The 16101-nt window shown below is 49.3% G+C and carries 13 protein-coding genes and 1 pseudogene; 10 read left to right on the top strand and 4 right to left on the bottom strand.

The window, feature by feature from the left end; genetic code table 11:
• Positions 1-10: 10 nt before the first annotated feature.
• Positions 11-1267 (bottom strand): glutamyl-tRNA reductase, encoded by a 1257-nt coding sequence (gene hemA / locus ACWKX3_RS03645; RefSeq protein ID WP_042319992.1) that lies wholly within the window; start codon positions 1265-1267, stop codon positions 11-13.
• A 200-nt stretch (positions 1268-1467) separates the two neighbouring features.
• Between hemA and lolB the strand changes: the two genes are divergently transcribed.
• The 4 genes from lolB (at position 1468) to dauA (ending at position 5820) form a co-directional block, all read left to right on the top strand.
• Complete coding sequence (lolB, locus tag ACWKX3_RS03640) at positions 1468-2079, top strand: lipoprotein insertase outer membrane protein LolB (RefSeq protein WP_006175902.1); 612 nt, start codon at positions 1468-1470, stop codon at positions 2077-2079.
• The gene (gene ispE / locus ACWKX3_RS03635) at positions 2076-2945 is read left to right on the top strand and encodes a 4-(cytidine 5'-diphospho)-2-C-methyl-D-erythritol kinase (protein WP_153688228.1); all 870 of its coding nucleotides are present in this window, start codon (positions 2076-2078) and stop codon (positions 2943-2945) included. Before lolB ends, ispE begins: the two co-directional genes overlap by 4 nt.
• A gap of 123 nt (positions 2946-3068) precedes the next feature.
• Complete coding sequence (prs, locus tag ACWKX3_RS03630) at positions 3069-4016, top strand: ribose-phosphate diphosphokinase (protein WP_003856663.1); 948 nt, start codon at positions 3069-3071, stop codon at positions 4014-4016.
• Positions 4017-4140: 124 nt separating this feature from the next.
• Positions 4141-5820 carry a C4-dicarboxylic acid transporter DauA gene (gene dauA / locus ACWKX3_RS03625; RefSeq protein WP_137273331.1) on the top strand — a complete coding sequence of 560 codons (1680 nt, stop codon included), beginning with the start codon at positions 4141-4143 and terminating at the stop codon, positions 5818-5820.
• A gap of 55 nt (positions 5821-5875) precedes the next feature.
• On the opposite strand, the gene ychH is transcribed toward dauA, so the two are convergent.
• Positions 5876-6151, bottom strand: a complete 276-nt coding sequence (ychH, locus tag ACWKX3_RS03620; RefSeq protein ID WP_006175911.1) for a stress-induced protein YchH — start codon at positions 6149-6151, stop codon at positions 5876-5878.
• 273 nt (positions 6152-6424) lie between these two features.
• Here ychH and pth point away from each other — a divergent pair, with 273 nt between their 5' ends.
• From pth to ACWKX3_RS03600, 4 genes are all read left to right on the top strand, one after another.
• Positions 6425-7009: an aminoacyl-tRNA hydrolase gene (pth, locus tag ACWKX3_RS03615; RefSeq protein ID WP_006175913.1), complete on the top strand. Its 585-nt coding sequence runs from the start codon at positions 6425-6427 to the stop codon at positions 7007-7009.
• A gap of 126 nt (positions 7010-7135) precedes the next feature.
• Entirely contained in the window at positions 7136-8230 is a 1095-nt protein-coding gene (ychF, locus tag ACWKX3_RS03610; protein ID WP_006175915.1) for a redox-regulated ATPase YchF, read from the top strand.
• 214 nt (positions 8231-8444) lie between these two features.
• Positions 8445-9638, top strand: a complete 1194-nt coding sequence (locus ACWKX3_RS03605; RefSeq protein WP_454541292.1) for a tyrosine-type recombinase/integrase — start codon at positions 8445-8447, stop codon at positions 9636-9638.
• Between the two features lie 510 nt (positions 9639-10148).
• Positions 10149-11834: a hypothetical protein gene (locus tag ACWKX3_RS03600; RefSeq protein WP_454541291.1), complete on the top strand. Its 1686-nt coding sequence runs from the start codon at positions 10149-10151 to the stop codon at positions 11832-11834.
• A gap of 59 nt (positions 11835-11893) precedes the next feature.
• Here ACWKX3_RS03600 and ACWKX3_RS03595 read toward each other — a convergent pair.
• Together ACWKX3_RS03595 and ACWKX3_RS03590 are read right to left on the bottom strand one after the other, a co-directional pair.
• Positions 11894-12307: pseudogene (locus tag ACWKX3_RS03595) on the bottom strand (IS481 family transposase); the annotation flags it as partial.
• A gap of 53 nt (positions 12308-12360) precedes the next feature.
• The gene (locus ACWKX3_RS03590) at positions 12361-13815 is read right to left on the bottom strand and encodes a hypothetical protein (RefSeq protein WP_454541290.1); all 1455 of its coding nucleotides are present in this window, start codon (positions 13813-13815) and stop codon (positions 12361-12363) included.
• Between the two features lie 1054 nt (positions 13816-14869).
• Here ACWKX3_RS03590 and ACWKX3_RS03585 point away from each other — a divergent pair.
• Together ACWKX3_RS03585 and ACWKX3_RS03580 are read left to right on the top strand one after the other, a co-directional pair.
• On the top strand, positions 14870-15322 hold the full coding sequence (locus ACWKX3_RS03585) for a hypothetical protein (RefSeq protein ID WP_001543683.1): 453 nt from the start codon (positions 14870-14872) through the stop codon (positions 15320-15322).
• 45 nt (positions 15323-15367) lie between these two features.
• Positions 15368-16090, top strand: coding sequence for a hypothetical protein (locus ACWKX3_RS03580; RefSeq protein WP_226052492.1), 723 nt, complete (start codon positions 15368-15370; stop codon positions 16088-16090).
• The last annotated feature ends 11 nt before the right edge of the window (positions 16091-16101 follow it).

Below are 16101 nucleotides of genomic sequence, written 5' to 3'. Positions count from 1 at the left end.
GTATAGGGCGCTATTCCAGCCCGAGGCTGTTGCGCAGAATAGTCAGGCGTTCATCATCCCCGTCCCGGGCGGCCTGCTGAAGTGATTTGGTTGGTGCATGGATCAGGCGGTTGGTCAGTTTCCAGGCCAGATCCTGCATGATAGCGCTTGCGTCTCCGCCCTGTTCAAGGGCAGCCAACGCTTTAGCCGTCAGGTCATCACGCACCTGTTCGGCCTGTCCGCGATAGTCGCGGATGGTCTCGCTGACGCTTTGCGCGCGCAGCCAGGCCATAAACTCGCTGGTTTCCTGCTCAACAATGGTTTCCGCCTGCACCGCCGCCGCTTTACGCTGGGCGAGGTTGTGCGAAATGATGCTTTGCAGATCGTCCACGCTGTAGAGATAGGCGTTTGCCAGTTTGCCGACTTCAGGTTCGACATCGCGCGGGACGGCGATGTCCACCAGCAGCATCGGCTGATTACGGCGGGATTTCAGCGCGCGTTCCACCATCCCCTTGCCAATGATCGGCAGCGGGCTGGCGGTAGAACTGATGATGATGTCTGCCTCTTTCAGGCGTTCATCGATGTCGCTCAGCGCAATCACCTCGGCACCCACTTCTTCCGCCAGAACCTGCGCGCGTTCACGGGTGCGGTTGGCAATAATCATCTTTTTCACTTTGTGTTCGCGAAGGTGTCGCGCCACAAGTTCTATGGTTTCACCCGCGCCCACCAGCAGCACCGTCACGGTCGATAACGACTCAAAGATTTGGCGCGCCAGGGTACAGGCGGCGAAAGCAACAGAAACCGCACTGGCACCAATGTCGGTTTCGGTTCGCACACGCTTCGCCACGGAGAATGATTTCTGGAACATGCGTTCCAGTTCGCTGGCCTTAAGATGCCCTTTATGTGAATCCGCAAACGCTTTTTTCACCTGACCGAGGATCTGTGGCTCGCCCAACACCAGCGAATCGAGACCGCTGGCCACGCGCATCAGGTGGCTGACCGCGTCGTTGTCCTGATGCCAGTACAAACTGTTGCGCAGCTCTTCTTCGTTAAGGTTGTGGTAGTCGCAAAGCCAGCGGATCAGCGCTTCATGCAGGTTGTCCTGCTCTTCTACGCTCAGATAAAGCTCGGTACGGTTGCACGTCGAGAGTACCACGCCCCCCTGCACCATCGGCTGTGCAAGCAGGCTGTCCAGCGCCAGGTCGAGCGTATCCGGCGAAAACGTAACGCGTTCTCGCAGCGAAACCGGGGCCGTTTTGTGGTTAATGCCGAGTGCTAATAGGGTCATGTGAGCGGGAGTAGTACCAGCGTTAATAAGGTTAGCAGGTCGCATCATACAGGATGCGCGAGATCAATAAAAGAGACCGCATCCTTTCGGAGTAATAGCTTACAACGCGCTTTGAGACAATTTGAACGTAGACGCTGCCACTGCGGGACGCTAGCATTAACAGTTATAACTGCAACTTATCTCAAGGATTTGTCATCATTATGACCCGACTGATTCGCCTGCTGCCTCTGGCGGCCCTGGTTCTGACCGCGTGTTCTATCACCCCTCCTAAAGGGCCGGGCAAAAGCCCTGACTCACCGCAGTGGCGTCAGCACCAGCAGGACGTGCTGAAACTGAGTCAGTACCAGACGCGCGGTGCGTTTGCCTATCTCTCCGACGATCAAAAAGTGTATGCACGCTTCTTCTGGCAGCAAACTGGGCAGGATCACTATCGCCTGCTGCTGCTGAACCCGCTTGGCAGCACCGAGCTGGAGCTTATTGCTAAACCGGGTGAAGCGCAGATCACCGACAACAAAGGCCAGCATTACACCGCAACCGATGCTGAAGAGATGATTGGCAAGCTGACCGGGATGCCGATCCCGCTCAACAGCCTGCGCCAGTGGATCCTGGGCCTGCCGGGCGAGGCGACGGATTACACCCTTGACGATCAATACCGTCTGAGCCAGGTGAACTACACCCAAAACGGCAAAAGCTGGAAAGTGGTGTACAGCGCCTATGACAGCAAAACGCAGCCGTCACTGCCGTCAAATATGGAGCTGACGCAGGGGAGCCAGCGCATCAAGCTGAAAATGGACAACTGGATCGTGAAATGATGACCCAGTGGCCCTCTCCAGCAAAACTGAACCTGTTTTTATACATTACCGGGCGGCGAGTTGACGGGTATCACACCCTGCAAACGCTGTTTCAGTTTGTCGATTACGGCGACACGATCACCATCGACCTGCGCCAGGACGGGCAGATCTGCCTGCTCACGCCGTTGGACGGCGTGGAACAGGAAGATAACCTGATTGTGCGCGCCGCGCGTCTGCTGATGAAGGCAGCGCACGACACAGGGCGTTTACCTGCCGGAAGCGGAGCAGATATTAGCATTGTGAAGCGTCTGCCCATGGGCGGCGGCCTGGGGGGTGGGTCTTCCAACGCGGCAACGATTCTGGTGGCGTTAAATCATCTCTGGGGCTGTGGCCTGTCGAAAGACGAACTGGCGACTCTGGGGTTGACGCTGGGCGCAGATGTCCCGGTGTTTGTGCGGGGCCATGCCGCATTTGCAGAAGGCGTGGGCGAAGTGCTCTCGCCGGTAGAGCCGCCGGAAAAGTGGTATCTGATTGCCCATCCTGGCGTGAGCATTCCCACGCCCGTCATCTTCAACGATCCGGACCTGCCGCGAAATACCCCGACACGGTCAATAGAAACGTTATTAAAATGTGAATTCAGCAACGATTGCGAGGTTATCGCAAGAAAACGTTTTCGCGAGGTTGATGCCGTGCTTTCCTGGCTGTTAGAATACGCGCCGTCGCGCCTGACTGGCACAGGGGCTTGTGTCTTTGCTGAATTTGACACCGAGTCCGCCGCTCGTCAGGTGCTTGAGCAAGCGCCAGTTTGGCTGCATGGTTTTGTAGCGCGCGGGATGAATACCTCCCCGCTACAGCATGCCATTCTGGCGCAGACTGAGTTTCGGTGACAACGTCACCCTGTTCCAGACGTTGCATCGCGCTCTTTAATACACCGCCTGGATAGCTTTCGCTTAGGCCCCGCAGTTTGCGGCGAAGCTATCCACCACTGGACGCATGCCTGAGGTTATCTCGTGCCTGATATGAAGCTTTTTGCTGGTAACGCCACCCCGGAACTAGCACAACGTATTGCCAACCGCCTGTACACTTCCCTCGGCGACGCCGCTGTAGGTCGCTTTAGCGACGGCGAAGTCAGCGTACAAATCAATGAAAATGTACGCGGTGGTGATATTTTCATCATCCAGTCCACCTGTGCTCCAACCAACGACAACCTGATGGAACTGGTTGTTATGGTCGATGCCCTGCGCCGTGCTTCTGCAGGACGTATCACTGCTGTAATCCCTTACTTCGGCTATGCTCGCCAGGACCGTCGCGTCCGTTCCGCGCGTGTACCTATCACCGCAAAAGTGGTTGCTGACTTCCTCTCAAGCGTGGGCGTTGACCGCGTTCTGACCGTTGACCTGCACGCAGAGCAGATTCAGGGCTTCTTCGATGTTCCGGTTGATAACGTATTCGGCAGCCCAATCCTGCTGGAAGACATGCTGCAGCTGAACCTGGACAACCCAATCGTGGTTTCGCCGGACATCGGCGGTGTGGTACGTGCCCGTGCCATCGCCAAGCTGCTGAACGATACCGACATGGCGATCATCGACAAGCGTCGTCCGCGCGCTAACGTTTCTCAGGTGATGCACATCATCGGTGACGTTGCTGGTCGCGACTGCGTGCTGGTTGATGACATGATCGATACCGGCGGTACGCTGTGTAAAGCGGCGGAAGCGCTGAAAGAGCGTGGTGCTAAACGCGTATTCGCCTACGCGACTCACCCGATCTTCTCCGGTAATGCGGTGAATAATCTCCGCAACTCCGTTATCGACGAAGTTGTGGTGTGCGATACCATCCCACTGAGCGACGAGATCAAAGCGCTGCCAAACGTGCGCACCTTGACTCTGTCCGGGATGCTGGCAGAAGCGATTCGTCGTATCAGCAACGAAGAATCCATCTCTGCAATGTTCGAACACTAATCGAACACGGCCGAAAAACCCGCTGCGGCGGGTTTTTTTGTCTCTGTGTTTTATTTGTATGACTAATGCCTCCTTCACCTGCCATTTATATGACAGATGATGCGCACACGGATGATAGATAATTGTGAAAAACGTCACTTCCTCACATGTTCTTCCCTTTCGCGCCCTCATCGACGCCTGTTGGAAAGAGAAATACACCTCGTCACGCTTTGTCCGTGACCTGATTGCCGGGATTACCGTCGGCATTATTGCCATCCCGCTGGCAATGGCGCTGGCGATTGGTAGCGGCGTCGCGCCGCAGTACGGGCTGTACACCTCGGCCGTTGCCGGGATTGTGATTGCCCTGACCGGCGGGTCGCGCTTTAGCGTGTCTGGTCCCACCGCCGCCTTTGTGGTGATCCTCTATCCGGTTTCTCAGCAGTTTGGTCTGGCAGGGCTGCTGGTCGCCACCCTGATGTCCGGCGTCTTTCTCATTCTGTTCGGTCTGGCCCGCTTTGGCCGCCTGATTGAATATATTCCCCTTTCCGTGACGCTGGGGTTCACCTCAGGGATTGGTATCACCATCGGGACCATGCAGATCAAGGATTTCCTCGGCCTGCAGATGGCGCATGTCCCGGAACACTATTTGCAGAAAGTGGGCGCGCTGTTTATGGCGCTGCCAACGGCTAATTTGGGCGACGCCGCCATCGGGATTGTGACCCTCGGCACGCTGATCGTCTGGCCGCGTTTGGGGATTCGCCTTCCGGGGCATCTGCCTGCCCTGCTGTTGGGCTGCGCGGTGATGGGCGTCGTGAATCTGCTCGGCGGCCACGTCGCGACCATCGGCTCGCAGTTCCACTATATTCTGGCAGACGGCTCACAGGGTAACGGCATCCCACAACTGTTGCCGCAGCTGGTGCTGCCGTGGGACATGCCCGGCTCGAGCTTTACCCTGAGCTGGGATTCTCTGCAAGCGCTGCTGCCTGCCGCGTTCTCGATGGCGATGCTGGGGGCGATTGAATCGCTGCTGTGCGCCGTCGTGCTGGATGGCATGACCGGCACCAAACATAAAGCGAACAGCGAACTGGTCGGTCAGGGCCTGGGCAATATCATTGCGCCGTTCTTCGGGGGCATTACCGCTACGGCGGCGATTGCCCGTTCTGCCGCGAACGTCCGCGCAGGTGCAACGTCACCGGTTTCAGCGGTCATTCACTCTGTGCTTGTGATCATGGCCCTGCTGATCCTCGCCCCGCTGCTCTCCTGGCTGCCGCTTTCCGCCATGGCCGCCCTGCTGCTGATGGTCGCCTGGAACATGAGTGAGGCGCATAAGGTCGTGAACCTGCTGCGTCGTGCGCCGAAAGACGACATCATCGTCATGCTGATCTGTATGTCGCTGACCGTGCTGTTCGATATGGTGATCGCCATCAGCGTTGGCATTGTGCTGGCCTCGCTGCTGTTTATGCGCCGCATCGCGCAGATGACGCGCCTTTCAGCGGTTAACGTTGAAGTGCCTGACGATGTGCTGGTGCTGCGCGTGATCGGCCCGCTGTTCTTTGCCGCCGCAGAAGGGCTGTTCAGCGAGCTGGAATCGCGCATCGCGGGCAAACGCATTGTGGTGCTGAAGTGGGATGCCGTCCCGGTACTGGATGCTGGCGGCCTTGATGCCTTCCAGCGCTTTGTTGCCCGTCTGCCGGAAGGCTGCGAGCTGCGGATTAGCAACCTTGAGTTTCAGCCGCTGCGCACCATGGCGCGCGCGGGCGTACAGCCGATCCCTGGCCGCCTCGCCTTTTATCCTAACCGTGACGCCGCATTAGCCGATCTGTAATCCATAAAAAAACGACTCCGAAAGGAGTCGTTCGCATATTCTTAAATCCGTTCTGTTAGCTGTGCTTATGCTGGTCGCGGCGGCAGCGTTTATCATAATGGCGCACCCACCAGTATCGGTCGCTCACCTGCTCATGGCCGCTGACGCGAGCACCTGCCAGCCACAACACCGCACCGAGGAAAATGCTCAGCACCGCGCCGTGCGCGAAGTATTGCGGGAGGTCAAGCTGCGGCAATTGGTTTAAAATAGAATAACCCACACCGGCTACCATCACGAACAGTCCCAACCCCATCAGCACGTTACCGAGTAACGAAGCGTTTTTGCGTTTCATGTGTCACCTCCGGAACCTTGGGTTGTAGGGAATAAGTCCCTATTCCTTGTGTGTAAAGTATAGACAACAGGGCTTATATGAGTTGAGTGAATGATCACATTTACGGAACATGCCCAGACAAAAGTTTACAAATAAGCCCCTGAACAGTTTGAAATTCTAATGGTTCAGATCCGCAATTATTCATCTTTTGGCGTTCCTGGCGCAGAACTTTGTCAAGCGCCTCGCCAAACAGTAAACTACGCCCCGGATCCAGAACCCATTAGGAAATGAATCGTGACGATTAAACTGATTGTCGGCCTTGCTAACCCAGGCGCAGAGTATGCGGCCACCCGTCATAATGCGGGTGCCTGGTACGTCGACCTGCTGGCTGAACGATTACGTGCTCCCCTTCGAGAAGAGCCGAAATTCTACGGCTACACCTCGCGCATCAACCTTGCCGGTGCGGACGTGCGTCTGCTGGTGCCTACCACCTTTATGAACCTGAGCGGAAAAGCGGTCGCGGCGATGGCGACGTTTTATCGCATCAATCCGGATGAAATTCTGGTTGCCCACGATGAGCTGGATCTGCCGCCGGGCGTGGCAAAGTTCAAACTCGGCGGCGGTCACGGCGGCCATAATGGTCTGAAAGACATTATCAGCAAGCTGGGCAATAATCCCAATTTCCACCGTTTGCGCGTGGGAATCGGCCATCCGGGCGATAAAAACAAAGTTGTTGGGTTTGTGCTCGGTAAACCCCCGGTTTCAGAGCAAAAATTAATTGACGAGGCGGTAGACGAAGCCGTGCGTTGCACCGAGATCTGGCTGCAGGATGGCTTAACAAAGGCAACGAACCGTCTTCACGCCTTTAAAGCGCAATAATCCGCGCCGTTTGGCATTTTTACCGCGCACCGTGCGGGTTACGTGTATAATAGGCGTAGTTATTTACTTTTCTTCAATCGGTTAACGCTAACGGATTGATTATCAAGATATTAAGGTGATTTAGAAATGGGATTCAAATGCGGTATCGTCGGTCTGCCAAACGTGGGCAAATCCACCCTGTTTAATGCGCTTACCAAAGCGGGTATCGAAGCGGCGAACTTCCCGTTCTGTACCATCGAACCCAACACCGGCGTCGTTCCAATGCCCGACCCGCGTCTCGATCAGCTTGCGGAAATCGTTAAGCCGCAGCGCATTCTGCCTACCACCATGGAATTCGTGGACATCGCGGGCCTGGTGAAAGGGGCGTCCAAAGGCGAAGGCCTGGGTAACCAGTTCCTGACCAACATCCGCGAAACCGAAGCGATCGGCCACGTTGTGCGTTGCTTTGAAAACGACAACATCATCCACGTTAACAATAAAGTGGATCCGGCTGACGACATCGACGTGATCAACACCGAGCTGGCGCTGTCTGACCTCGACACCTGCGAGCGCGCGATTCACCGCGTGCAGAAAAAAGCCAAAGGCGGCGATAAAGACGCGAAGGCCGAGCTGGCCGCGCTGGAAAAATGCCTGCCACAGCTGGAAAATGCTGGCATGCTGCGCGCGCTGAAAAACCTGACGGAAGAAGATAAGGCGGCAATCAAATACCTGAGCTTCCTGACCCTGAAGCCAACCATGTATATCGCTAACGTCAACGAAGACGGTTTCGAGAACAACCCATACCTGGACAAAGTGCGCGAAATCGCCGCGGCGGAAGGCTCTGTGGTGGTTGCCGTGTGTGCAGCCGTTGAATCTGATATTGCAGAACTGGACGATGCCGACCGTGACGAGTTCATGGCCGAGCTGGGTCTGGAAGAGCCGGGCCTGAACCGCGTGATCCGCGCGGGCTACGAGCTGCTGAACCTGCAAACCTACTTCACCGCTGGCGTGAAAGAAGTGCGTGCCTGGACCATCCCTGTTGGTGCAACGGCTCCGCAGGCGGCAGGTAAGATCCACACCGACTTCGAGAAAGGCTTTATCCGCGCACAGACTATCGCGTTTGAAGACTTCATCACCTACAAGGGTGAGCAAGGCGCGAAAGAAGCCGGTAAGATGCGTGCGGAAGGTAAAGACTACATCGTGAAAGATGGCGACGTGATGAACTTCCTGTTCAACGTCTAAATAAAATTTGTTGTCTCATGAAGATTCGCTGAATCTCGTGACAACGGTAAAACCCTATTAAATCCACGCGATTGCGTGGATTTTTCATTTCACAATGTCTCAATTCATCTCATAACAACGCTGTCAAAAATGAGTACATGGATGAGTACAACATTCTTCCATCTTCATTTTAAGTGAGTACAATAACGGTATAATAAATAAACAAGGCCCCGTTATGCTCACCGATACGCAATGCCGCACTGCAAAGCCGAAAGAAAAACTCTATCGACTCAATGACTTCAATGGCCTCTACCTCGAAGTGAAACCCAACGGCAAAAAGGCCTGGCGCTATCGGTTTAAACTCAACGGCAAATCCAGCATGTTCGCGTTGGGTGAGTACCCGACGGTCAAACTTGCCGAAGCTCGCGAGAAATGTGAGCAAGCGCGTAAACAAGTCGCGGATGGAGTTAGCCCGACACAGGCTCGCCAGTTAGATAAGATCCGCAAGGTCAACGACGCATCCAACACCTTTGAGCTGATTGCCAAAGAGTGGTTGCAGCTGAAAGACTGGGCCGAAATCACCAAAACTCGCCGCCTTGATATGCTTGAGCGTGTAGTTTTCCCCGTCATCGGCAAACTTCCTATCAGGGAAATCACTCCGCATCACATTCTTAAAATTCTTCAGGAAACGGCTAAGCGCGGAGCTCCGACCGTTGCCGCTGAAGCCCGTCGAACCATTTCATCCGTTTTTGAACTGGCAGTAGCGACGCTTAGAGCTGATAGCGATCCTGTCTGGCCTGTGCGCAAGGCCCTTCCGGCCAATAAGACACAGCACAAACAAGCACTGAATCCTCAGCAAATCGGGAAGTTATTAAGCTGTTTTGACAATAGTCGTGGTTCGTACCAGGTTAACTATTGCATGTGGCTTATGTGGTGGACATTGTCGCGTCCTGCAGAAGCCACCGAGGCAGAATGGACAGAATTCGATCTTGATAACGCCCTGTGGACCATTCCGGCAGCGCGAATGAAAGCCCGCCGAGAACACGTTATTCCCCTACCCTTCCAAGCTGTCAAAATGCTCAGAACACTACAGGGATTAACCAGGCATCGGCAGCACCTTTTTCCGGGCAGGGATAATCCGTTAGGTCCTATGACATCGCACTCGCTGCGCCAGCTACTTAAAAGCCTCGGCTGGAGTGGAACTTACAGCCCACATGCAACCCGAACTACAGGCAGCACACGGTTAAACGAGATGGGCTATCGACCTGATGCTATTGAGGCCCAACTTGCGCACGCTGATACCAACAATGTTCGTCGCACATACAACCATGCAACTTATCTTGATGAGCGTAAAGTGATGATGCAGGAATGGGCGGATAAGCTTGATGGATGGGTAAGCAGCACCGACATCAGTGTTGATGTTTCGTAAACGCTGGCGCGTTGGTGTTTTTTCCTGAACACTTCGCCGTCTACGCTTCTCTGGACCTAAAATATCGGTCATCCAGACTCCAACGACTAGCCTAAAAACAGTATTAAGACTATCACAAACTTAAGTGATACTGGCTGTATTGAAATTCATGGGGCCAGTCTAAAATTACAGAGCGCTGGCTGGATGAATAAAACAGCGAGTGCTCCATGAATCGCTGAATAATCTGACGCCGGAAGAGTACTAGCTGATGACTGAAACTCCGGAAATTGCAATAAGTGCGTGAAACTAAAACGGGTGTACTTACAATGAGGGTAATGATTTCAGGCCTTCAACACCCGACAGTGCCTCTACGTTCGACGGATAAAAAGGCGCAGCCGAATGTTCTTACGACGACGCTGCCCCCCCAAAGTGCAACATCAGCATAACATAAGCTTGCGAGTATTATTTTTATCCGGCTTTTTATGGATGGTTTTCTACATCTGACGTCATTCATTTCGGGGGTTTGGTGATATGATAGGCTTAACTCAATCCAGTTGGTGGTTTTGGTTGGTTTGCCAATCGATTAGAGATAACACCTCGGGCGGAGATCCCTCTAAAAGCCGTAGCTATTTAGGATTAAAAATGGACAACAAAATTTCAACCATAAAACTTAAAGATTTAACCACTCATCAAATTATAGAGCTGGATTTTTTAGCATTTAAAGGGAAAAACAAAAGTAGAATGACCTTATCTCAAATAGGGAGGATATTCTTATCATACGTCTGGAATATACATGTGTGCAAATTTAACTTTAATGAAATCAGACAAAAATACATATCCGAAACCAGTAATCCCAACATAAGCCAAAATGAAGATGAGTTTTATAAGTATATATCTGAATACTACCTAGACTTAACTGAAGAACCTAGAGAAAAGATGTTGTTTTTCTTATACAAGGCAAAGGATGACATATCTGAAATTGACAGCCATTTAGCTTATATAAATAAAAGCCTTAAACAACTTGAGGACAAGAAGAAAGCTAACGGCTGGCTTGATGGAGATGATAGATACTATAGAAATTTATTAGATTACTATAAAGATAAAAATATCTCTGCTAAAGAAGAAATTTTAAACTTCATATCAAATGACATTGACTTCTTCACACTCTCACATTGTCGCAAGCGAATAAATGACGGCATGGGTTTTATTATGAGTTTTTTCTCTGGGGATATGCCATATCTATACTCTCGGGGCCTTATTGCCCGTCAAGAATTTGATGTATATAATGTAAAAAACCTAACGGAGTTATCTAATAAATTCTTGGACTTACCTTCGAATGCTTATCAAGAAATAAAGGGACTGTTTAAAAATAATAAAGATGATTTCTATGCCATAGCAAAAGAATATATTTCAGTTGGTTTCTCTGAGAATAATGGGCTATTTGACAAAATTGAAAACCTTATTCAAACAAATCACATCATTGCTAATAGAAAGGAAATCTTACTTACTATTATCAATCATTATAAAGGCAGGGATTTCATTTCTGTAATCAATATGCTCCCTATGCAAATAGAAGGTATATTTCATGACATCTGCTTAGAAATTGGCATTGATGAATCCAGGCTTGATATTGCATCAATCAACGAAAAACTAAGAATAATACAATCTCACATAAATCATTTTATCTACTTTGAGTATTACTCATTTAAATTCCCAATAATACGAAACATAGTTGCACATGGAAAGTTAATCGCAGGCGATATCGAGCAAACGGCCATTATGTTGATGCTAGATTTGCTTCCTGTTTGTGAACTAGCTACATCTGAAGATATCCCCATAATAAAAAAAATAAAATTAACAAACAAAATCACACTAAGTGATTTCAAACCATTAATGGAATATATCGACTACATAGAAATAAAAACCCCAAGTTTTTATAATCTAGATGAAAAAGAAAACCTCATTAAGGGATATTTTAGAAGTGAGGAGTTTTGGAATTTCATCACAGATGAAATAAAAAAAGAAAAAACCGACAGAATTAACAACTCCGCCATTATGAAATTTTTAGAAAAAATCAATGGAAAGAAATTGTCTCCAGAGAAATCTAAGGATTTTTTCAAATCGATGCCAAGCATTATAAAAGAGATGAAGGAAATTGAATCGAAAAGGAAAGATTATATAAATAAAATATTTAAAGATATCAAAAAAACGCCTTAGCAGTATTAGCTCAGACCTGGTCTGACAGTTACCGGTTATTTATACAGGTATCTGTCAGATTACATCTGGTTTAAATTTCTCTCAACCAAGATGGGTTTTCCATCAAGCGAAGTTTTTATCTGCATCCGACCATAGCAGTTTTTCCTGATGGGTTTGCTTATTATAGTGAGCTAGGCCATTCATCAAGGAGCAGACTGCAATGTTTCAAGATTGCCATACAGTTTTTTACGGAACGTCGCCTGTTAAAACTCGCTCAGTAACTTTTTAAGTAGCAACTCGCATACAGCTTGCAGTACGCAACATTCGAGTAGGTATCGACAACTACCGGTTGATAAATACATACGATGTCTTTCACATTCCCCATGTGGAATGTATCCTCTGAGTCTAGATAACCCTAATGGGTGGCAGACCCAGTCATCGCTGGCTTGGTGCGCCAGTGCTGCGATCTGGCTGTCGGTCAGTTCGATACCTTCAACTAGGATAAGCTTTCATTGACTGAGTGGCTCCCCTTAATGCTTTTTCTCTATCAAAAGGTATGGATGGGACCAGTCAGTGACCTTTCATAAGAAACAAACCCATCGTGCTCCAGTGCGCAAACACCTTTATGGCTGGCAACGTAATCGTATACAGCCTGACTTTCCAGCCCCTGTAACATGTGCGACAGCAGCTTTCGGCGCATCACATCTGACTTCCTGCGTTTACGCGCCGCCACATCTTTATAGGTAATGTTAAACGGTTGCCCTACCGCGTTAGTAACGCATTTACCGTAACGATTGGTTTTTGCTATGCCTTCGTAATGATCCAGCAGTAAAGCCAGATCTCGTCTCAGGGGTTTTAGAAGGTGCTTCCAGCGTTTCAACACTCTTTCAGCCTCTGCTTTACCTAACTCACGGTTCAACAAGCGTCGGGTACTGGATTTAAGTGATAGGGTAACGACTCCTGCATTGAATACACTGGAAAACCTGAATTGCTTTACCAACTCCTCCGCGACACGCAATACCCGGCAGATATATTGAGTTTCCAGCTTTTCCAGCGATTTGTCCGAAATGCCAATACTCAACAGCTCATGTCGTAGTATCTCAAGCTGGCATCCCTTGATGTCATAGTTCACACCACGTGCCAGACACGCCCATTTCATACCAGAGGGCAAGCTCTGAAAGCCGGTGCCAACCTCAAAGGATCTTCCGCCAATGTACGCTGTTTTATACGATTGCCTGTAAGAAACCGTCAACGGTGACTCTTTCACCAGATCCACGCCTGTTTCAGCCAGTCTCGACAGGAAATTGAAAATGAATATTTTGTTCTTTTTAGTGGGATGTTCACGGTGATACTCCAGTAGTGCATCCAGATTGATTTCAAGCGGCTCAAGATTGTTCCAGACCTCCACTACCAACTCTCTGAAAGCAGCGTTAGGGATATTGCGTTTAGACTGCTTGTGTTTAGCATGCTGCCCACGATCAATGGCAATCCCAATCAACTCATCAAATGCGTAACTTTTACGCTTGGTGAAAATATCCGTCAGATAATGGTAGCGATCCTTACGGCTAAGGTATGCCTCCCTATCATTGCCAAACAACTTACGCAGAAAACGTTGAGAAACAGCGTATTCGCGGCATGAACTTTGAATATTGGAATACCCGGTTAGCTTGATAATTCCCGCGCTTGCCAGTGCTTCCATTGCACGTTCATACGTTGGCCCACTTTTCTTAAATACGCCAGGAAGTTTCTCCCGCCCCAATTCAAATGGTACTGGCACAGAATAAGACCATTTTTTATTCGCCTTAATCTTTGCTTTCTTCTTGTTCTTACGACTACAGGTAGCGACACAAATTACATGCTGAAGGAATACTGCTATATTAAGATAAAAGGGACGCCGCAGCCTTGGCACACCATTATAAGGAATACTGAAAATGACCGACTTAAAATAATCCAGCGTTGAATCTGTCACAAGGATATTGTTATGGGTAATGTATGGTTTCATAATCCACCTGTATATTGAGATCAAAGCACCATGCCCTGACCCCATTTATTTACAACTGAATTACGCAAATCTTGTGTGAACCCAACAAGGTTCAGATGCTGGATAGTGATCATAATATTGGAGGCTGGAGCCTCATGATAGCTGATACTGGATAATGGCTATAGTATGTAATGACATATATACAGTAATATAGAGATAGAGTGTATACAGAGTATAATAGATACGTCTGTATACCTTGTAGAAGCGAATAGCGAATAAATATCAGTTCAGCCAGAATGGGATTAGCGGGTATGTAAAACGTTAACGGTTATTAAGCGGTGCAACTTCCTCTCGGTACTATTCCACAGCGGTTGTTGATACATGTTATTTTCTGAATTTTATTCTTTTGAAACCTCGAATTTGCTCTAAACCGCCAATCCTTGCAATTGTCAGAGTCAGGGAAAACCATCGGCGATTTACCCCTACCATTGTACGAGGTGCAGATCTGGCACAAAACTACACCGGTAGTTAGCCGGTCTGTCATGCCAAAATCCAGCAACGTTGGGCGGTCTGGAAGGGTGTTTTTTTGCAGATCACTCATTTCGGCTCTGCCTGTTAGCCAATCAATCAGCGAAGTAACTGGCCTGTGAATCTGCCGGACTGGTCGCCATACAACAGACTGATGACGAAGCGCAATACAGCCCCCTTGTTTATGGCCGAATTGCTGTTGAAGAACCGCAATCCTGCTCAGTGCTGAATGCAGAATTGCACAGTCAGAGACCAGGCTCACCTAAAAAGCCGCAATCACTAAATCACTCAATCACTTTTTTCAAAGCACCAAATGTTTTCATCATGCTTAGCCTACCAATGCTGAGTAGTGTTGATCACCCATTTTCAGCAACTGGGCGAGTTAACGCATCTACATACCCTCCCGATATCCTCTTTGAACGATTTCAGCGAAAAGCTCATCAACAAACCTTGTTGCGATTATGGGTATTCAGCGACAGAATAGTCATCACAATCGATCCGCATTTCAATAGATTGCGATCACTTACAACGTAAGGTTAAGAGGCCTATGAATACCGATTTGATGCCCAATTTCTGGAAGCTGTCACATGGCTGGAAGGAGTTCTCATTCCTGGATATGGTCGAATGTATTGATGAAAAGCTCGTCTACATTCACCGCACGACTGCTGGTAAAGGGCAGTCTTCCGTCAGCCAGGCAGAGGAGTTTGTAAACGCTCCGATTGGTGATTACTTCTACCTGACTCACGGAAATCAGGGTGTATACCTACTTGGTCAGTTCACTGGCCCGGTTAACTACTTCACTAAACACAGCGATGGCTGGATGGACAGACCATTCCGGCTGATCCACAAAGCCAATGCCAGAGAGGCGTATTATGGCGTCGAGAAATGGTGGACACCTAATCACAACTCTACCTTTGTTAAGGTTCCGCACCACGAATATGACTTATTTGAAGAGTTGATATTGACGCCATATTTCGATATCAACCTGAAAGATTTTTAACTTAAAAAGCGAGCAAATATGAAGGGAGTTTTAGAGAAATGTACTGTGGAAGACTTTAACTATATATCAGCCACTCTGGATAGCTATGTATCTTTCACAAACGATAAGCGCAGAAAAACACTATTATCTGCTTATCAAAACAACCCAGCATTGCATGCTGAATTAATATCACTTATTGACACACAAATAAAATACTTCGGTTCTTCCGATTTGGCTTATCTAAAGAGGCATTTAATTAATGGGGAAGGTTCTATTCCAGCCACGGAGATCATTGATGATGTATGCAAAAAACTAAAGGTCAATGTTAAAGTCGGCGGCTCGATAGAATCAAAACTTGAAAAGTTGGTGCTCTCCGTTGTTGAGAAGGAACTATTAAGCAAGACGCCAGAAGAATTATCAAAATGTTTCAATGAGCTGGGAGTAGGTGATATTGACAGAGAGGAGATAATCTCCCATATCAAAAAGAATGGCAAAGTGGCAATTTTGCCTATTGTATTTCAGATCCTTGGTCCCAAAATTGCACTTGGGATCGTAGAAACCATTATCGTCAGTCTCATCGCTCAGATGATTGGAAGGGAGGCGGCGAAACAACTAGTCAAAGAGTTACTCAAGCGTAACCCATGGATTAATAGCTTAGGACCCATTCTATGGGCTATATCTGGAGCATGGATTGCTTATGATCTGCAAGGTCCAGCCTATCGCAAAACCGTGCCAATTTGCCTGTATCTGGGGATCGTAGCTTTGCGTGATGGCGAAGAAATGCTTTGAGGTAAAAAAGG

The sequence above is a fragment of the Enterobacter sp. UPMP2052 genome, from assembly GCF_053709675.1.
Note: the sequence above shows the minus strand (reverse complement) of the source record. Positions and strands in the feature narration are given on the sequence as shown.